Source organism: uncultured Acidovorax sp. (assembly GCF_964021665.1).
GTDB classification, from domain to species: Bacteria; Pseudomonadota; Gammaproteobacteria; order Burkholderiales; family Burkholderiaceae_C; genus Acidovorax; species Acidovorax temperans.
Genome location: NZ_CAXIAK010000068.1, coordinates 1 through 18,608 on the forward strand (window position 1 = coordinate 1; position 18,608 = coordinate 18,608).

Sequence of the window (18,608 nt, forward strand, 5' to 3'; positions counted from 1 at the left end):
CCAGTATCCCGTCAAAAAAATGCCGCTCAGACTTAACTGAGCGGCATTGCCCCGATGGGGCCGCTGCGCTTCACGTTGCTTCGCAGCAAGAAGTGCCCCTTCGGGTGGAACAGGCACGCTGGGGCTTGTGGCTTCGGCCGCTGCGCTTCACGTTGCTGCGCAACATGAGCCTTCGCCGCAAGAAGTGCCCCTTCGGGTCACTTCTTGTCGCGCAGTTCGCGGCGCAGGATTTTGCCCACGGGGGTCTTGGGCAGTTCGGTGCGGAACTCGATCACCTTGGGCTGCTTGTAGCCCGTGAGGTTGGCCTTGCAGTATTCCTTGACCTGGGCTTCGGTGAGGGCGGGGTCTTTCTTGACGATGACGAGCTTCACCGCCTCGCCCGTCTTCTCGTCGGGTACGCCCACCACGGCGCACTCCAGCACGCCAGGCATGTCGGCCACCACTTCTTCGACCTCGTTGGGGTAAACGTTGAAGCCGCTGACCAGCACCATGTCCTTCTTGCGGTCCACGATCTTGAAGTAGCCGCGCGCATCCATCACGCCCACATCGCCCGACTTGAAGTAGCCGTCTTCGGTCATGACCTTGGCGGTTTCGTCAGGGCGCTGCCAGTAGCCCGCCATCACCTGCGGGCCCTTGATGGCGATTTCGCCGGACTGGCCCAGGGTGGTCACTTCGCGGCCATCGTCGTCCAGCAGCTTCATGAGGGTGCTGGGCAGCGGCACACCGATGGTGCCCGTGAATTCCTTGGCCGTCACGGGGTTGCAGCTGACGATGGGCGAGGTCTCCGACAGGCCATAGCCTTCGCAGATGGGGCAGCCCGTCTTCTCCAGCCAGAGCTTGGCCACGGCGCCTTGCACCGCCATGCCACCGCCCACCGAAACCCGCAGGTTCTTCCAGTTGACGGTGTTGAAGTCGGGGTGGTTGGCCAAGCCGTTGAACAGCGTGTTCACCGCCGGGAAGCTGTGGAAGGTGTGCTTGGACAACTCCTTGAGCACCGCAGGCAGGTCGCGCGGGTTGGGGATGAGGATGACTTTGCCGCCGGTGCGCATGCCCAGCATCATGTTCACCGTGAAGGCGAAGATGTGGTACAGCGGCAGGGCGCAAATGCTGGTGGGCTGCTCGCCCGCGGGCAGCGATTTCATCACTGGCTCGTTCCAGGCCTCGGCCTGCAGCACGTTGGCAATCACGTTGCGGTGCAGCAGCACGGCGCCCTTGCTCACGCCGGTGGTGCCACCGGTGTATTGCAGCAGCGCGATGTCATCGGGCTTGATGTCCACCGGCTTGAACGTGCCGCGCTGGCCCTTGGCAATGGCGTCGTTGAAGCGCACGGCGCCGGGCAGGCTGTATTCAGGCACCAGCTTCTTGACGTTGCGCACCACGTAGTTGACCAGCATGCCCTTGAGGAAGCCCAGCTGGTCGCCCATGGCGCACAGCACCACATGCTTGACGGGCGTGTTGGCAATGCAGCTTTGCAGCGTGGTGGCAAAGTTCTCGATGATGACGATGGCCTTGGAGCCGGAGTCCTTGAGCTGGTGTTCCAGCTCGCGCGGGGTGTACAGCGGGTTGACATTGACCACCACAAAGCCTGCGCGCAGCACAGCGGCCACCACCACGGGGTACTGGGGCACGTTGGGCATCATGATGGCCACGCGGTCACCCTTGACCAGGCCCAGGCCTTGCAGGTAGGCGGCAAACGCACGGCTGAGCGCATCGGTCTGCGCAAAGCTGATGTCCTTGCCCATGAAGCTGTAAGCCACGCGGTCTGCGTATTGGCGGAAAGCCTCATCCATCAACGCGACCAAAGAGGCGTACTGCGTGGGGTCAATGTCTGCGGGAACGCCTTGGGGGTAAGCAGCCAGCCAGGGGCGGTCGGTCATTTATTTGTCTCCTGAAAAGTTTTTCTGGGGCCCGGACAGCACAGTCAATTTCAGCACGACCGTGCTTTTCCTGAGATCGGATTATGCCCGTCAGGCTTTGAGCGCTGCGAGCACCTCGTCCAGCATTTTCTTGGCATCGCCGAAGAGCATGCGGTTGTTTTCCTTGTAGAACAAGGGGTTGTCTACCCCGGCATAACCCGAGGCCATCGAGCGCTTCATCACGATGGAGGTCTTGGCCTTCCACACCTCCAGCACGGGCATACCGGCGATGGGGCTGGTGGGATCGTCCTGCGCGGCGGGGTTCACGATGTCGTTGGCGCCGATGACGATGGCCACGTCGGTGTCCGGGAAGTCCTCGTTGATCTCGTCCATCTCCATCACGATGTCGTAGGGCACCTTGGCTTCGGCCAGCAGCACGTTCATGTGGCCGGGCATGCGGCCTGCCACCGGGTGGATGGCAAAGCGCACCTGCACGCCTTTGTCGCGCAAGGTCTTCACAATGTCGTTGACCGTGTGCTGCGCCTGGGCCACCGCCATGCCATAGCCGGGCACGATGATCACGCTCTTGGCCTCGCGCAGCAGCTCGGCCGTCTCGGCGGCTGTCACGGGCACCACTTCGCCCTGCGGTTCGGTGGCGTCTCCCTTCTTGGCGGGCGCGCCAGCACCGGAGCCAAAGCCCCCGGCAATCACGCTGATGAAGTTGCGGTTCATCGCGTTGCACATGATGTAGCTCAGGATCGCACCCGAGGAACCTACCAGCGCACCGGTCACGATGAGCAGGTCATTGCTGAGCATGAAGCCCGTGGCCGCCGCCGCCCAGCCCGAGTAACTATTGAGCATGGACACCACCACAGGCATGTCGGCCCCGCCAATGGCCATGACCATGTGGATGCCGAACAGCAGCGCAATCGCCGTCATCACCATCAGCGGCACCATACCTTGCTCGATGGTCTCCGCGCGCAGGAACTCACGGCCAAACCAGATCACTACCAGCAGCGCCACCAGGTTGAGCCAGTGGCGGCCGGGCAGCAGTAGTGGCTTGCCGCCGATCTTGCCGTTGAGCTTGCCAAAGGCAACCAGCGAGCCGCTGAAGGTGACCGCGCCGATCAGGATGCCGACGTAAATCTCCACCTCGTGGATGATCTTTTCCGCGCCCTGCAGCTGGATCGAGGTATCGACATAGCTGGCAAACCCCACCAGGCAGGCCGCCAGGCCCACCAGGCTGTGCATGAGCGCAACCAGCTCGGGCATCTGCGTCATCTTGACGACCTTGGCCGCATACAGGCCAATGCCGCCACCAATGACCAGCGCACCGATGATCCAGGCCACGCCAGCCGGGCTGACGCGGGGGCCAAACACGGTGGCCAGCACGGCCAGCGCCATGCCGACCATGCCGAACAGATTGCCCCGGCGCGAGGTTTCGGGGTTGGAGAGCCCGCCCAGGCTCAGGATGAACAGAATGGCCGCGCCCAGGTAGGCGACGGTAGCGAGACTTTGGGACATGTTCTGTGCTCCTCGTTGTTCTTGTCGTTATCGGATTACTTGCGGAACATGGCCAGCATGCGGCGCGTGACTGCAAAGCCGCCGAACATGTTGATGGCCGTGAGCACCAGGGCCGCAAAGGCCAGCCACAGGATGAGCCCGTCAGGCCGTCCGTTTACCCCCGCATCGGGCGGCGCAATCTGCACCAGCGCGCCGATGGCGATGATGCTGGAGATGGCGTTGGTCACGCTCATCAGCGGCGTGTGCAGCGCGGGCGTAACGTTCCACACCACCATGTAGCCAATAAAGCAGGCCAGCACGAACACCGTGAAGTGCCCCAGGAAGGCCACGGGCGCATAGGCGCCGACGGCCCAAAACAGGACGGCCAGCACGGCAAAAACGATGGTCAGCGTCTTGGCGGACATGGGCGCGCCCGTGCCGTGGCCATGGCCCGATTTCTTTTCAACCACCGGGGCCGCTGCCTTGGGCGCGGGGGCCGGTGCCTGCTTGAGCGGCGGGGCAGGCCAGGTGATGGCGCCGTCCTTGACCACGGTGAGGCCGCGGATCGCGTCGTCTTCCATGTTGACCACCGCCACACCGTCCTTGGCCTTGCACAGCTCTTCGGTCAGGCGCAGCAGGTTGGTGGCGTACAGCGTGGACGACTGCTTGGCCAGGCGCGAGGCCAGGTCGGTGTAGCCGATGATGGTCACGCCGTGGCGCACCACGGCCTCGCCGGGCACGGTCAGCTCGCAGTTGCCGCCCTGCTCGGCGGCCATGTCCACAATCACGCTGCCGGGCTTCATGCTCTGCACCATCTCAGCGGTGATGAGCTTGGGCGCGGGTTTGCCGGGGATCAGCGCGGTGGTGATGATGATGTCGGCGTCCTTGGCCTGCTCGGCGTACATCTTGCGCTGCGCGGCCTGGAAGCCTTCGCTCATGACCTTGGCATAGCCGCCGCCGCCCGAGCCTTCTTCCTCGTAGTCCACCTTGACGAACTCGCCGCCCAGCGACTTGACCTGGTCAGCCACCTCGGCGCGCGTGTCGTTGGCGCGCACGATGGCGCCCAGGTTGGCGGCCGTACCAATGGCGGCAAGGCCCGCCACACCAGCGCCTGCAATGAACACCTTGGCCGGGGGCACCTTGCCTGCCGCCGTGATCTGGCCGTTGAAGAAGCGGCCAAAGGCGTTGGCCGCTTCGATCACGGCGCGATAACCACTGACCCCAGCGGTGGAGGTGAGCGCGTCCATCTTCTGAGCGCGGCTCAAAGTGCGGGGCAGGCAGTCGATGGCCAGCACCGTGGCCTTCTTGGCGGCCAGCTGCTGCATCAGATCGGGGTTCTGGGCAGGCCAGATGAAGTCGATGAGGGTGGTGCCCTCGCGCATCAGCGCCACTTCCTCGCTGCTGGGCGGGCGCACCTTGAAAACGATGTCTGACGCAGCCCACAAAGCCGCCGCGTCGCCAGCGATTTGCGCGCCCGCAGCGCGGTAGGCGTCGTCGCTGAAATTGGCGGCATCTCCGGCCCCGGACTCCACGGTGACGGCAAAGCCCAGCTTGATCAGCTTCTCCACCACATCGGGCACGGTGGCCACGCGTTTTTCGCCAGGGAAGGTTTCACGCGGCACGCCAATGCGCTGCGGCTGTAACTTCGGACTTGTCTCCATGGGGATCTCCTCAAGTTTTGAAATCGTTATTCAGGACTACCAGCCTGGGAGGGAGCAGTCCGGCGCTAGCAAGGTGTGTCAAGCGCTTGATACTTGGCGATGCACCTTGCCGCAGCCGGCACGGTTCTCCTGGCACGAGCAGTCAGCCATCGTTCAGTTCATGGGCATTACCACTTGATCACGGGGACACCCATGTTCCCTCGATGCGGTGCGAGTTCCGGCGCTAAATAAACACCGCAGAGCTGCAGAACCATGGAAAACATGAAGCGGTATGACTTTGTACGAAATGGCGTCAATCATCCGATAACTGGCCAGACTGCAGCGCAGAGTTTCTTTCAAAGCATCCGTGATCATGGTTCGCACCGACACTCCATCCAAGTGGTGAAACATCCGCCGAACCCACTTTCAGACGGACTGTCGAAAAAGCCGACCATGAGCTTACATGAAGAAATACTTATCACCGTCGCGTTTTGCTGATGCGAGCGTCACCCTCCAGACAGACCGAGGGGGAACGGGCTTTCGCCGCAGCAGCTGCACGAAAAAAAGCGCCCCGCCACTTCAAGTGGCGGGGCGCTGAACGCAGAGCGTGGCGGTGGTCAGTTCACCACTTGGGCAAGCGCGCCGGATGCGTACTGTGCAGCAATGGTTTGCAGGCTCAGGCCCTTGATCTTGGAACCCTGGCCTTCGCAGCCAAACTCCAGGTAACGCTGTTTGCACACTTGCTTGGCCGCTTCGCGGGCGGGCTTGAGCCATTCGCGGGCGTCGAACTTGTCGGGGTTCTCGAACAGGAACTTGCGCACCGCGCCAGTCATGGCCAGGCGGATGTCGGTGTCGATGTTGATCTTGCGCACACCGTGCTTGATGGCTTCCTGGATCTCGGCCACGGGCACGCCGTAGGTTTCCTTCATCTTGCCGCCGTACTGGTTGATGATGGCCAGCAGCTCTTGCGGCACAGAAGACGATCCGTGCATCACCAGGTGGGTGTTGGGGATGCGGGCGTGGATTTCCTTGACGCGGCTGATGGCCAAGATGTCGCCTGTGGGCGGGCGGCTGAACTTGTAAGCGCCATGGCTGGTACCAATGGCAATCGCCAGCGCGTCCAACTGGGTGGCCTTCACGAACTGGGCAGCCTCCTCGGGGTCGGTCAGCATCTGGCTGTGGTCGAGCTTGCCCTCAGCGCCAATGCCGTCTTCCTCACCGGCATCACCGGTTTCGAGGTTGCCCAGGCAACCCAGCTCGCCTTCTACCGTCACGCCCACCTTGTGGGCCATGTCCACCACCTTGCGGGTGACATCAACGTTGTAGTCAAAAGACGAAGGCGTTTTGCCGTCTTCCTTGAGCGAGCCGTCCATCATCACCGAGCCGAAGCCCAGATCGATGGCGCCCTGGCAGACCTTGGGCGAGGTGCCGTGGTCTTGGTGCATCACCAGCGGAATGTGGGGGAAGGCTTCGACCGCAGCCTGGATGAGGTGCTTGATGAACGGCTCACCAGCGTACTTGCGGGCGCCAGCGCTGGCTTGCAGGATGACGGGTGCGCCCACTTCGTCTGCGGCGGCCATCACGGCTTGCACCTGCTCCAGGTTGTTCACGTTGAAAGCGGGGATGCCATAGCCGTTGATAGCGGCATGGTCGAGCAATTCGCGCATGGAGACGAGAGGCATAGTCGTTGGGTCCGTTGAGGGTGGTAGGAGCGCCGCGGCCACCGGGGCCAGGCAATTTTTCAAGCAGCGGTTGGTAACCGCTTGGTAACTCCGCGATTTTACCCGGCTGTGAGCAGGGACTCTCGTGCGAAATCCAGACGGTAGCAGGTGGTGAATGGCGCAGGTGCCGGGGCCTTGCCAAAACGGGCCCGGTGCACCTGCGCCACCCGCGCCACAATTTCATGGCCCAGATGCAGGCTGTCCACCGGCACAGGCGCTGCGGCCACCACATCGCCCGCAGCCACCACGCGCGCGCCGTCATCGCACACCTGCAGCCAGGCACCGTGCTCCCCACCGCCCTCGCCCATCTGCACGGCAATGCGGGTGCGCGCAGGGGTGTGCTTGAGGGCGTTTTCAATCAGGTTGCGCAGCAACAAATCCAGCAGCACCGGATGGCCTCGCACCAAGAGCGCGTCTGGCGCGCTGACCTCCAGCTCATCGCCCCGCTGCCAAGCGGCCTGGGCGTATTCGGCACACGCGTTGCGCGCCAGGGCGGCCAGGTCCACACTGGCCGTGGCGCCGTCCAGTTCGGCACGGCTGGCGCGCGCCAACGCCAGCAGCTGGTTGAGCACATGCCCCGCACGCAGGGCGTCCTGGCGAATGCGGTCCAGCGCTTGCGCCTGGGCCTCGGGCGCCAGCTCGCCCCCCAGCGCACTGGCCTGCAGCGCAATGGACGACAGCGGCGTGCGCAGCTCGTGCGCCACTTCGTTGGCCAGCCGACGTTCCCGGGCCATGGCCGCCTGCTGGCGGTCCAGCAAGGTATTGATGGAAGCCTCGACCGACTCGAATTCCTTCCAAGCGTTCTGAGAGGCCAGACGCTGGTCTGCCGCGGGGTCCAGCGCAGCCACATCGTCTGACAGGGCGTACAGCGTCTTGAGCCCCCGGCGCAAAGCCAACCCCAGGGCCAACGCCACCACCGGCAGCAGCCACAGGCCAGACTCGATCATTTGCTCGGCAATGTCCTGGGCCAACTCGTCCCGCTCGCGCACGGCCACCAGCACCATGATTTTGCGACTGCGATCGGCATTCCACTGCGAAAAACTGCGCCAGGCCACCGGCGGGGCGCCCAAGTTCAGATCAGCAAACCCTTCTGTCTCGTCAAACGTTGGCAACGGCGCCGAACCGCTGGCCGCCACCACGCGGCCTTCTGCGCTCCACTGCACCACGCTCAAGGATTGCTGGTAGTCGTGTGCCTTCAAGCCGGGCAGTGGTGCCCGCTGGGTGGCATGCACCCCCTCGACAGACTCGAACGCCCGCAAATTCAGCAGCAGTGACGCGACGCTGGCCAAATGTCCGTCGGTCAGCTCATCGGCCTCGTGCACACCGGTCTGGTACCCCATGAACACGAAACTGCCCCACACCGCCACCAGCGCCCCCAGCGACCACAGCAACAGGTGCTGCGTCAGCGAAGCGCGGCGCGCTGACGGGACGGCAGCCGGAGCGGTCACGCTGCCTCCTGTGGAATGAAATAGCCCACGCCGCGCATGGTGAGAATGCTGCCGCTGCCCAGCTTGCGCCGCAGGTGGTGGATGTGCACTTCCACGGCATTGCTCTCAATGGCGGCGTCCCAGCTGTACAAACGCTCCTCAATCTGCTGGCGCGACAGCACATGCCCACGCGCCTCCAGCAACACCCGCAGCACAGAAAACTCGCGCGGCGACATGTCCACCAACTGCCCATGCAGCCGAACGGTGCGTGCTGCCGGGTCCAGCTCGATGCCCCCATGGCGGATGGTGGGCGCCGCACGGCCCGCCGAGCGGCGCAGTAGCGCGCGCAGCCGGGCATCCAGCTCGTCGATGTCAAAGGGCTTGGCCACGTAGTCGTCGGCGCCCATGTCCAGCCCCGCAATGCGTTGCTGCACCTGGTCGCGGGCGGTCACGATGAGCACCGGTGTAGCCGGGTTGGGCAAGGCTGCACCCAAGGCGCCTACCGTGGCTGGCGCCGACCGCAAGCGCTGCAACAGAACGCTGCCGTCAGCGTCAGGCAAACCCAAGTCCAGCAGCACGGCGTCAAACCGCTCGGTGCGCAAAGCGCTCCAAGCACTGGCCACGTCACCACACACATCCACGGCATAGCCGCGTTGCTGCAACGTGGTGCGCAGGCCTGCGGCGATGCCTGCATCGTCTTCAATCACCAAGATTCGCATGGCCGGATTGTCACCGCAAGCCGCAGCAAGTCCGCTTCGCGTCCATTAAGACCGGGTTAAGTGCCACCTTTTAACGTCGCGGGTATGCAGCAATCCTCTCTTTCGGGCGCACGACCGCAGTCCATTTCGCAACGCCACACCCTGGCGGTCACCTTGCTTCTCCTGGCAGCGGTGGTGGCCTGGGATGCAGGAGGGCAGGATCTGGCCTGGGCAAACGCCTTTGGAACCCCCTCGGGCTTCCCTTTGCGCGAGCACTGGTTTTTTGTGCAAGTGATGCACGAAGGCGCGCGCCGCATCGGGTGGCTGGTGGTGCTGGCATTGGCGCTGAGCGTGTGGTGGCCCCTGGGGATTCTTCGCCGCCTGGACGCCAGTGAGCGCCTGCAGATGGCCCTCAGCGCCTTGCTGGGCCTGGCGGTGGTGAGCGTCATCAAAAACCTGAGCAACACCAGCTGCCCCTGGGATCTGGCGGAGTTCGGCGGTGTCGCGCGCTACGCCTCGCACTGGGCGCTGGGCGTGATCGATGGCGGGGGCGGCCGCTGCTTCCCCGGCGGCCATGCCTCGGCAGGTTTTGCGTTTGTGGGGGGCTACTTTGCGCTGCGCCGCAAGCAACCCGTTGCGGCACGGTGGTGGCTAGCGGGCGCGGTGCTCATGGGCTTGGTGCTGGGTGGCTCGCAGCAGGTGCGCGGTGCGCACTTCATGAGCCACACCCTGTGGACCGGCTGGCTGTGCTGGACCACCGGCTGGCTGGTGGACTTGGCCGCCGTGGCCCTGCGCCCCCGCATTGCGGCCTTTTTGCACTCTACCCCCGCACCCGTGGGAGATTGACCGGGGCCGAAGCCCCGGTTTTTAACTGGCCACGCAGATCTTGAGCATGTTGGTGCCGCCCGGCGCCCCCATGGGCTCGCCGCAGGTGATGGCGTACACGTCGCCCTTTTGCACGATGTTGCGGCTCTTCAAATGGCCTTCGGCCTGCTCCAGCGCCGTGTCACGGTCCGCGCTGGTGTCCATGAGCAGCGGGCGCACGTTGCGGTACATCGCCATCTTGCGCTGCGTCGCCACCTTGGGGGTGAGGGCGTAAATGGGAATGTGGATGCGGTGGCGGCTCATCCACAGGGCCGTGGCGCCGCTGTCAGTCATCGCCACGATGGCCTTAGCGCCCAGGTGGTGGGCCGTGAACAAGGCGCCCATGGCGATGGACTGGTCAATGCGGCGGAAGGTTTGGCCCGTGAAATCGGCATCAAGCTGGTGGTCTTCGGCAGCCTCAGCGGCGGCGCAAATCTTGGCCATCTCTTCCACGGTTTCGAGCGGATAGCGCCCGGCGGCTGTTTCGGCGCTCAGCATCACTGCGTCGGTGCCGTCCAGCACGGCGTTGGCCACGTCGCTCACCTCGGCGCGGGTGGGCACGGGGTTGGTGATCATGCTCTCCATCATCTGCGTGGCAGTGATGACCACCTTGTCCATGTCGCGCGCCATGCGGATCATCTTCTTTTGCAGCGCGGGCACCGCCGCATTGCCCACTTCCACGGCCAGGTCGCCACGCGCCACCATGATGCCGTCGCTGGCGCGCAAGATGGCCTCCAGGTGCGGAATGGCCTCAGCGCGCTCGATCTTGGCGATCAGGCCCGGCTTGTGGCGGTATTCGGCAGCGGCCACATTGCACAGCTGGCGAGCCATTTCCATGTCGGTCGCGTTCTTGGGAAAGCTCACCGCCACGTAGTCGGCCTGAAAGCTCATGGCCGTGCGGATGTCTTCCATGTCCTTGGCCGTGAGGGCGGGAGCCGTGAGCCCACCACCCTGCTTGTTGATGCCCTTGTTGTTGGACAGCTCGCCGCCCAGCTTGACGGTGGTGTGCACTTCTTCGCCGCGCACCGCATCCACCGTGAGCACGATCAGGCCGTCGTTGAGCAGCAGCAGGTCGGCTGCCTTCACGTCGCGGGGCAGCTCCTTGTAGTCCAGGCCCACGCCGTTGATGTCGCCTGGCTCGGTGCGCGAAGCGTCCAGCACGAACTTGGCACCGGGTTCCAGAAACACCTTGCCGTCGGCAAACTTGCCCACACGGATCTTGGGGCCCTGCAGGTCGGCCATGATGGCCACTTCGCGCCCGGCACGCTGGGCGGCAGCGCGCACCGTGGCGGCGCGATCGATATGGTCTTGCGCTTTGCCATGGCTGAAGTTCAGCCGCACCACGTTGACACCCGCTCGGATCATCGCCTCGAGCAGTTGCGGGTCGCTTGAAGCAGGACCCAGGGTGGCAACGATCTTGGTGGCGCGGCGAGTGGCCATGGCGAGTCTCTTTCGTGTAGATGTAATCGGGTTTCAATTTTCACACGAAACCGGTTACATACCCGTTACCAGAAAACCCTGACACGCCCCAGCGCATCAGCAGCTCTTCGGTGATGCCGCCATACAGCAGCTTGACCGCCAGTGGCATGGCATTGGCGGGGTCGGAGGGCTGGAGCGCCGCAGGCGCCAGCCGGGACAGGAGCCACAGCCATGCGGCACCCGCGACACCGCCACAGAGTCCGGGCACGAGTTGGGCCCGCAGCGCAGGCCCTGCAGGCTGGCCTGCCACCCAGGAAAACACAGCGGGCGCCCGCAACCCGACGCGGGGCGCCAGCCACACCCCCAGCGCCACAGCCAGCGCCAGAAGCACCGCCGTCTGCAAGCCACTGAGCAAGAGCACAGCCTCCAGCGGCAGGGGCAACAGGGCTTCGTTGACCTTCAGGGTGGGCAGCAGCGCCCAGACCACCGCCACCACCCCGGGCATGCCCAGCAGCCACAAAGCACCGCCCAGCCGCCACTTGCCGGGCTGCGCCGGAGCATGTGCCGTATCAGCACCGGCGGGCTTGTCCACAGCCATGGTTTGGCCCTCGCTCAGCCGCGCATCAAGGCTTCGATGGCATCGGCTTCCACGGGCACATCGCGTGTGATCAGCTCACAACCGGCCTCGGTCACCACGGCATCGTCCTCGATGCGGATGCCAATGTTCCAGAACTGCTCCGGCACGCCCTCGGCGGGGCGCACGTACAGCCCAGGCTCGATGGTCAGCACCATGCCGGGGCGCAGCACGCGGCTGGGGCGGTTGGTGATGGTCTCGCCCGAGAGCGGGTCCTTGCGTTCGCTGGCCTGGCCCACCTCGCCTGGCTCCACGTAGCTGCCGCAGTCGTGCACATCCATGCCCAGCCAGTGGCCGGTGCGGTGCATGTAGAACTGGAAGTAGGCACGTTTTTCGATCACGTCCTGGGCGGTGCCCACCTTGTTCTTGTCCAGCAGCCCCAGGTCGAGCAGGCCCTGCGCCAGCACGGCCACCGTGGCGTCGTGCGGGTCGTTGAAGCGCGCACCGGCCTTGGTGGCTGCGACGGCGGCGTCCTGGCTGGCCAGCACCAGGTCGTACAGCGCGCGCTGCGGGGCGGTGAACTTGCCATTGGCCGGGAAGGTGCGGGTGATGTCGCTGGCGTAGCCGTCCAGCTCGCAGCCTGCGTCAATCAGCACCAGCTCCCCATCGCGCACCGGCGCGGCATCGGCCCGGTAGTGGAGTACGCACGCATTGGCGCCTGCTGCGACGATGGAGCCATAGGCGGGGTATTGCGAGCCGCCTTCGCGGAAGGCGTGCAGCAACTCGGCATCGAGGTGGTATTCACGCACATCCTGCCCGGCACGCAACATGCGGGCAGACCGCTGCATCGCGCGGATATGGGCCTGGGCGCTGATCTGGCTGGCGCGGCGCATGATGTCCAGCTCATGCGCGTCCTTGATGAGGCGCATCTCGTCGAGCAAGGTGCACACATCGCTTTGTTGCGCTGGGCACATCGCTCCGTAACGCACGCGGGCGCGCACGGCGTTGAGCCAGCCCTCCACCCGCGCCGCCAGGCCCGTGTGCGTGGCGAAGGGGTACCAGACGCAGCTGCGGTTTTCCAGCAGGCGGGGCAGTTGGGCATCCAGCACCGCAGAGGACTGCGCAGCATTCACCCCCAGCGCTTCGGGCGCGGCGGCGGGGCCCAGGCGGTAGCCGTCCCAGATTTCGCGCTCCAGATCCTTGGGCTGGCAAAACAGCGTGCTGTGCCCCTCGGCCGTGAGCACCAGCACTGCACCAGGCTCGGCAAAGCCGGTCAGGTAGTAGAAGTAGCTGTCGTGCCGGTAGATGAAGTCCGTGTCGCGGTTGCGCGGGCGTTCAGGCGCGGTGGGGATGATGGCGATGCCGCCGGCGCCCAGCATCGAAGCGAGGCGGGCGCGGCGCTGGGCGTAGATGGATTGCGTTGCATTCATGTATACATTTTGAGCCCAACTGGCGCTGCCCCCGATATGTCACAGAGAATCTGCGCCCATTGGTCCAGCGGTTGAAGGCCCTCCGCTGCCTAGCGCCGCAACGCCTCTTTCCATCGATACGCATTCATGCTGAACTTTTTTCTGTCAACTTTCGTGCCCGCGCTCGGGGTGGTGCTCACGGCCGCCCTGCTGATCTACGGCGTTTACTACCGCTGGGTGGATGTGCCCCAGAAGTGGCTGCTGACCCGCGAGGCCCTGGTGGCGCTCATCGTGGTGGCAGGCCTGTGCGATGTGTGGCTGGGCGTGCGCGCCTACCTGTCCCACACGGAAAAGCAGACCTGGCAAGACAGCGCTGCCGTACGCGCCAGCCGCGAACGCTTCGTGCTGCCCCAGGATTTCCAATATGGCGAACTGCTCATCCCTGCAGGCAGCTTCATCAACCGCACAGACCCCTTTGACCGGGGCGAACCCCACCGCCCCCTGGCCCTGCATGGCCTGGACGCCGTTCGTTTTGCACAGCCGGTGGAGGTGGCTGGCGTGCTGGCGACCGCCTTGCAGGTGGTGCCCATGCGGGTGGAGCTGGCCGACAACCAGCGCATCGGGCCGGTGCACCGCTATGACACGGCCACACAGACCTGGGTGCCCAACAAGGTCATGCCCACGCTGCAGTGCCGCAAGGGCCAGATCGCCCTGTTCCAGGTGCCGCACATCCCCTACGACCTGCAAGCCGAAGTGGGCAAGCCGCCGCCAGATGGCCCGGACGCCCGTTTTGCGCCCAGCCAGTGGCTGTTTCGCGGTTGCGAAAACGGCCCTGTGACCGTGCAAGCAGCCTACAACGCCGCCCAAGCCACTGCCACGCCATGACCCTACACGGTTGGCAACGCCGGGCGCCGGCAGCGTGCCCGTTCAGCGGTTGAGTTCGGCCAGGCGCTCGGGCGTGCCCACGTCCGTCCATCGCCCGGTGTAAATGGAAGCCCCCACGCGCCCCTGGTCCATGGCGCGGCGCAGCAAGGGGGCCAGCGGGACGGCCATGCCTGCCGGGTTGCCCGGCGGAATATCGCACCAGGGGGAAGCCAACAACTCGGCGCGCAGCAGCGCGATGGTGCTGTAGGTGTAGCGCGGCGCGGGGTCGTCGGCCGGCAGGTTCAGCGCCAGGCCGGTGGCCGAGAGCCCAAAGTCACCGCGCGGGTTGTGGGCGGGGTTGGGCACCAGCCACAGGTGGGCGAGGTGGCCGCTGGCCTCGAAGGCCTGCACGGCCTGGGCATCGAACACGAAATCGGGCGCAAACACATCGCCTGCGGCCAGCCAGAACACCGGCCCCAGCTGCGGCAGCGCGCGGGCAATGCCGCCTGCGGTTTCCAGCGCCCCGCCAAAGTCCACGCCCTCGTGCGAGTATGAAATCGATAGCTGGTGGCGCTTATCTGGTGCGCCCTGCAGGCCAAAATGGCTTGAAAACCGCTCGCTGATTTGCTCCCCCAGCCAGGCTGTGTTGATCACCGCCCGGTCCACCCCCGCCTGCGCCAGCGCCTGCAAATGCCACTGCAGCAGCGGCAGGCCCTGCACCTCCAGCAGCGGCTTGGGGCAGGTGTCGGTCAGGGGGCGCATGCGCTCCCCACGGCCAGCGGCCAGCAGCATGGCGGGCACCTGGTGAACAGGGGCTGCGGTAAGGGTCGAACTCATGGAACAAGGCTTTCGGGCACCGGGCGCAGTTCGCCCCGTTGCAAAGCGTGGCGCTGCACGGTGGTGGCCTCCAGCAGCGCCAGCAGGGCATTCATCAGGGCATGGGCTTTGGCGCTGTGGTCGGCGCCAAAGTTGCACACATACACATCCAGCGTGACGGCGGCCTGCTCGGGCCAGGTGTGCACGCACAGGTGCGACTCGGCCAGCAGCACCGTGGCCGTCACGCCGCCGGGCCCGTGGGCCGTGGCAGGAAAGGTGTGAAAAACCTGCCCCACCGCCTGCAGGCCACTGGCGGCCACGGCATCCAGGCAGGCGCGGCCCAAGGCATCGGCATCGGTGAGCCAATGCGGCGCGCAGCGGCATCCGTGGAGGTCGGCAGTGAGGTGCAATCCATGCATGGGCATGCAATGTAGTGCATCACCCGCTGGGGCCTGCCATGCTGCCGCCGCGTGCCGGGCGAAGTGCCCACTGCGGCCCCGGTAAAATAAGCGGTTTCCCTGATCCCCACCCACCAGCACCCCCACAACCCATGGCCAACACCCAGCAATCCCAACAAATGGCCAATGCGATCCGCGCATTGGCCATGGACGCCGTTCAACAAGCCAACTCCGGCCACCCCGGCGCGCCCATGGGCATGGCCGACATGGCCGTGGGCCTGTGGGCTCGCCACCTCAAGCACAACCCCACCAACCCCCAGTGGTTTGACCGCGACCGTTTCGTGCTGAGCAACGGCCACGGCTCGATGCTGATCTACTCGCTGCTGCACCTCACGGGCTACGACCTGCCCATGAGCGAGCTGAAGAACTTCCGCCAGCTGCACAGCAAGACCGCGGGCCACCCCGAAGTGGGCGTCACCCCCGGCGTGGAAACCACCACCGGCCCGCTGGGCCAGGGCATCACCAACGCCGTGGGCTTTGCGCTGGCCGAAAAGCTGCTGGCTGCCGAGTTCAACCGCGACGGCCATGCCATCGTTGACCACAACACCTACGCCTTCCTGGGCGACGGCTGCCTGATGGAAGGCATCAGCCAGGAAGCGATTTCGCTGGCAGGCGCCTGGAAGCTGAACAAGCTGATCGCCCTGTACGACGACAACGGCATCTCCATCGACGGCCAGGTGGCCCCCTGGTTTGCCGACAACACCGCCCTGCGCTTTGTGTCTGCCGGCTGGAACGTGATTGGCCCCATTGACGGCCACGACGCCGACAAGGTGGCAGACGCCATTGCCGAAGCCAAGAAGCAGACCGAGCGCCCCTCGCTCATCATCTGCAAGACCCACATCGGCAAGGGCAGCCCCAACCGTGCCAACACCTCCAAGGCCCACGGCGAGCCCCTGGGTGCCGAAGAAATCAAGCTGACCCGCGAAACCCTGGGCTGGACCGCAGAGCCCTTCGTGATTCCTGAAGACGTGTACGCCGGCTGGGACGCCAAGGCCAGCGGCCAGAAGGCCGAAGCCGCCTGGAACGACCGCTTTGCTGCCTACAGCAAGGCTTTCCCCGAGTTGGCTGCCGAATTCACCCGCCGCATGAAGGGCGACCTGCCTGCCCAGTTTGCCCAAGTGGCCGTGGACACTGTGGTGGCCGCGCATACCAAGGGCGAGACCGTGGCCAGCCGCAAGGCCAGCCAACTGGCGCTGGAAGCCTTCACCGCCGCCCTGCCCGAGCTGCTGGGCGGCAGCGCCGACCTGACCGGCTCCAACCTCACCAACACCAAGAGCACGCCCAACCTGCGCTTTGACGCAGCGGGCGCCGTGGTCAAGAACGAAGCTGGTGTTGGCGGCCGCCACATCAACTACGGCGTGCGCGAGTTCGGCATGGCCGCCATCATGAACGGCGTGGCCCTGCACGGTGGCTTCATCCCCTACGGCGGCACCTTCCTCACGTTCAGCGACTACAGCCGCAACGCCATCCGCATGGCCGCGCTGATGAAGCAGCGCGTGATCCATGTGTTCACGCACGACTCCATCGGCCTGGGCGAAGACGGCCCCACGCACCAGTCCATCGAGCACGTGGCCAGCCTGCGCCTGATCCCCAACCTGGACGTGTGGCGCCCTGCCGACACGGTGGAAACCGCCGTGGCCTGGAGCGTGGCCCTTTCCAACCGCACCAAGCCCACCGCGCTGGCCCTGTCGCGCCAGAACCTGCAACACCTCTCGGCCGCAGCGCCCAAGCGCGTGCTGGGCGACATCAGCCGTGGCGCGTATGTGCTTTCCGAGCCCGCTGACGTGGGCATCAAGAAGAAGCCCCAGGCCGTGATCATTGCCACCGGCTCTGAAGTGCAACTGGCCCTGAAGGCGCAGCGCCTGCTGGCCGACAAGAAGATCGCCGTGCGCGTGGTCTCCATGCCCAGCACCACCACGTTTGACCGCGAAGACGCCAAGTACAAAAGCAGCGTGCTGCCCGCTGGCGTGCCCCGCGTGGCCGTGGAAATGGGCGTGACCGACGGCTGGTGGAAATACGGCTGCGCCGCCGTGGTGGGCATCGACACCTACGGTGAATCGGCCCCTGCGCCCGTGCTGTTCAAGCACTTCGGCTTCACCGAAGAAAACGTGGCCGACACGGTGCTGGTCGCTATCGGCGCGGCACGCCTGAAGCCCGCCAAGAAGGCCCGCTGACACTCCTCCTGCCCGCTGTGCCCCGCTGCCAGCGGGTGCGTGGCGGCAGGTTCCTGATTTCGACTTTGCAACCTTGGAGAGACTACAAGCTATGACGATCAAGATTGGTATCAACGGTTTCGGCCGTATCGGCCGCAACGTGCTGCGCTCGGCCATCCAGAACTTCAGCGACATCGAAGTCGTTGGCATCAATGACCTGCTGGAGCCCGACTACCTGGCTTACATGCTGCAGTACGACTCGGTGCACGGCCGCTTCCAGGGCACCGTGGCCGTGGAAGGCAACACCCTCATCGTCAACGGCAAGAAGATTCGCCTGACGCAAGAGCGCGACCCCGCCAACCTGAAGTGGAACGAAGTCGGCGCTGACGTGGTGATCGAATCCACCGGCCTGTTCCTGGACAAGGCCTCGGCCCAGAAGCACATCGACGCAGGCGCCAAGAAGGTCATCCTGTCGGCTCCTTCCAAGGACGACACACCCATGTTCGTGTTCGGCGTGAACCACGACACCTACGCTGGCCAGGCCATCGTCTCCAACGCCTCGTGCACCACCAACTGCCTGGCTCCCGTGGCCAAGGTGCTGAATGACAAGTGGGGCATCAAGCGCGGCCTGATGACCACCGTGCACGCTGCCACTGCCACGCAAAAGACCGTGGACGGCCCTTCCAACAAGGACTGGCGCGGCGGCCGCGGCATTCTGGAAAACATCATCCCTTCCAGCACTGGCGCTGCCAAGGCCGTGGGCGTGGTGATTCCTGCGCTGAACAAGAAGCTGACCGGCATGTCCTTCCGCGTGCCCACCTCCGACGTATCCGTGGTGGATCTGACGGTGGAGCTGGACAAGGCTGCCACCTACGACGAGATCAAGGCCGAGATGAAGGCCCAGTCCGAAGGCGCCCTGAAGGGCGTGCTGGGCTACACCGAAGACAAGGTGGTGGCCACCGACTTCCGTGGCGACACCCGCACTTCGATCTTCGACGCTGACGCCGGCATCGCGCTGGACGGCACCTTCGTGAAGGTCGTGAGCTGGTACGACAACGAATGGGGCTACTCGAACAAGTGCCTGGAAATGGTGCGCGTGGTGACTGCCAAGTAAGGCACCCCCAAGCCACCTGCGAAACGCGCCCCGAGGGGCCAATGCCGCTCAGTTAAGTCTGAGCGGCATTTTTTTGACGGGATACTGGGTCT

General features: G+C 65.0%; 16 protein-coding genes. 5 read left to right on the forward strand and 11 right to left on the reverse strand.

The features are described 5' to 3' along the window. Positions 1-197: 197 nt before the first annotated feature. From AADJ04_RS13385 to AADJ04_RS13395, 3 genes are all read right to left on the reverse strand, one after another. A complete protein-coding gene (locus AADJ04_RS13385) occupies positions 198-1,877 on the reverse strand; it encodes a long-chain-fatty-acid--CoA ligase (RefSeq protein ID WP_341239907.1) in 1,680 nt (559 codons plus the stop codon). A gap of 90 nt (positions 1,878-1,967) precedes the next feature. Continuing rightward, on the reverse strand, positions 1,968-3,380 hold the full coding sequence (gene pntB, locus AADJ04_RS13390) for a Re/Si-specific NAD(P)(+) transhydrogenase subunit beta (RefSeq protein WP_341239908.1): 1,413 nt from the start codon (positions 3,378-3,380) through the stop codon (positions 1,968-1,970). A gap of 35 nt (positions 3,381-3,415) precedes the next feature. Further along, positions 3,416-5,020: a Re/Si-specific NAD(P)(+) transhydrogenase subunit alpha gene (locus tag AADJ04_RS13395; protein ID WP_341239909.1), complete on the reverse strand. Its 1,605-nt coding sequence runs from the start codon at positions 5,018-5,020 to the stop codon at positions 3,416-3,418. A 252-nt stretch (positions 5,021-5,272) separates the two neighbouring features. Here AADJ04_RS13395 and AADJ04_RS13400 point away from each other — a divergent pair, with 252 nt between their 5' ends. Beyond that, positions 5,273-5,497: a hypothetical protein gene (locus tag AADJ04_RS13400; RefSeq protein ID WP_341239910.1), complete on the forward strand. Its 225-nt coding sequence runs from the start codon at positions 5,273-5,275 to the stop codon at positions 5,495-5,497. A 119-nt stretch (positions 5,498-5,616) separates the two neighbouring features. On the opposite strand, the gene fba is transcribed toward AADJ04_RS13400, so the two are convergent. The 3 genes from fba to AADJ04_RS13415 all read right to left on the reverse strand — a co-directional run bounded on the left by fba (position 5,617) and on the right by AADJ04_RS13415 (position 8,866). Continuing rightward, positions 5,617-6,681, reverse strand: a complete 1,065-nt coding sequence (fba, locus tag AADJ04_RS13405) for a class II fructose-bisphosphate aldolase (protein ID WP_341239911.1) — start codon at positions 6,679-6,681, stop codon at positions 5,617-5,619. Between the two features lie 98 nt (positions 6,682-6,779). Next, positions 6,780-8,168 carry a histidine kinase dimerization/phospho-acceptor domain-containing protein gene (locus AADJ04_RS13410; RefSeq protein ID WP_341239912.1) on the reverse strand — a complete coding sequence of 463 codons (1,389 nt, stop codon included), beginning with the start codon at positions 8,166-8,168 and terminating at the stop codon, positions 6,780-6,782. Further along, positions 8,165-8,866 (reverse strand): response regulator transcription factor, encoded by a 702-nt coding sequence (locus AADJ04_RS13415; RefSeq protein WP_341239913.1) that lies wholly within the window; start codon positions 8,864-8,866, stop codon positions 8,165-8,167. The genes AADJ04_RS13410 and AADJ04_RS13415 overlap by 4 nt, the downstream gene beginning before the upstream one ends. 84 nt (positions 8,867-8,950) lie before the next feature. Between AADJ04_RS13415 and AADJ04_RS13420 the strand changes: the two genes are divergently transcribed. Continuing rightward, positions 8,951-9,691, forward strand: a complete 741-nt coding sequence (locus AADJ04_RS13420) for a phosphatase PAP2 family protein (protein ID WP_341239914.1) — start codon at positions 8,951-8,953, stop codon at positions 9,689-9,691. 21 nt (positions 9,692-9,712) lie between these two features. On the opposite strand, the gene pyk is transcribed toward AADJ04_RS13420, so the two are convergent. The 3 genes from pyk to AADJ04_RS13435 are packed head-to-tail and all read right to left on the reverse strand — an operon-like array spanning position 9,713 to position 13,132. Continuing rightward, positions 9,713-11,149 (reverse strand): pyruvate kinase, encoded by a 1,437-nt coding sequence (gene pyk, locus AADJ04_RS13425; RefSeq protein ID WP_044399030.1) that lies wholly within the window; start codon positions 11,147-11,149, stop codon positions 9,713-9,715. A 40-nt stretch (positions 11,150-11,189) separates the two neighbouring features. Continuing rightward, positions 11,190-11,726, reverse strand: a complete 537-nt coding sequence (locus AADJ04_RS13430; RefSeq protein WP_341239915.1) for a hypothetical protein — start codon at positions 11,724-11,726, stop codon at positions 11,190-11,192. A 14-nt stretch (positions 11,727-11,740) separates the two neighbouring features. Beyond that, positions 11,741-13,132 carry an aminopeptidase P N-terminal domain-containing protein gene (locus AADJ04_RS13435; RefSeq protein WP_341239916.1) on the reverse strand — a complete coding sequence of 464 codons (1,392 nt, stop codon included), beginning with the start codon at positions 13,130-13,132 and terminating at the stop codon, positions 11,741-11,743. Positions 13,133-13,258: 126 nt separating this feature from the next. On the opposite strand from AADJ04_RS13435, the gene AADJ04_RS13440 reads away from it, so the two are divergent. Beyond that, complete coding sequence (locus AADJ04_RS13440) at positions 13,259-13,996, forward strand: hypothetical protein (protein ID WP_142082920.1); 738 nt, start codon at positions 13,259-13,261, stop codon at positions 13,994-13,996. A gap of 42 nt (positions 13,997-14,038) precedes the next feature. On the opposite strand, the gene AADJ04_RS13445 is transcribed toward AADJ04_RS13440, so the two are convergent. Continuing rightward, complete coding sequence (locus AADJ04_RS13445) at positions 14,039-14,812, reverse strand: nucleotidyltransferase family protein (protein ID WP_341239917.1); 774 nt, start codon at positions 14,810-14,812, stop codon at positions 14,039-14,041. Further along, a complete protein-coding gene (speD, locus tag AADJ04_RS13450; protein ID WP_066782412.1) occupies positions 14,809-15,210 on the reverse strand; it encodes an adenosylmethionine decarboxylase in 402 nt (133 codons plus the stop codon). Before speD ends, AADJ04_RS13445 begins: the two co-directional genes overlap by 4 nt. A 131-nt stretch (positions 15,211-15,341) precedes the next feature. On the opposite strand from speD, the gene tkt reads away from it, so the two are divergent. Both tkt and gap read left to right on the forward strand, forming a co-directional pair. After that, positions 15,342-17,423, forward strand: a complete 2,082-nt coding sequence (gene tkt, locus AADJ04_RS13455; protein WP_341239918.1) for a transketolase — start codon at positions 15,342-15,344, stop codon at positions 17,421-17,423. A gap of 91 nt (positions 17,424-17,514) precedes the next feature. After that, positions 17,515-18,516: a type I glyceraldehyde-3-phosphate dehydrogenase gene (gene gap, locus AADJ04_RS13460; RefSeq protein ID WP_044402441.1), complete on the forward strand. Its 1,002-nt coding sequence runs from the start codon at positions 17,515-17,517 to the stop codon at positions 18,514-18,516. The last annotated feature ends 92 nt before the right edge of the window (positions 18,517-18,608 follow it).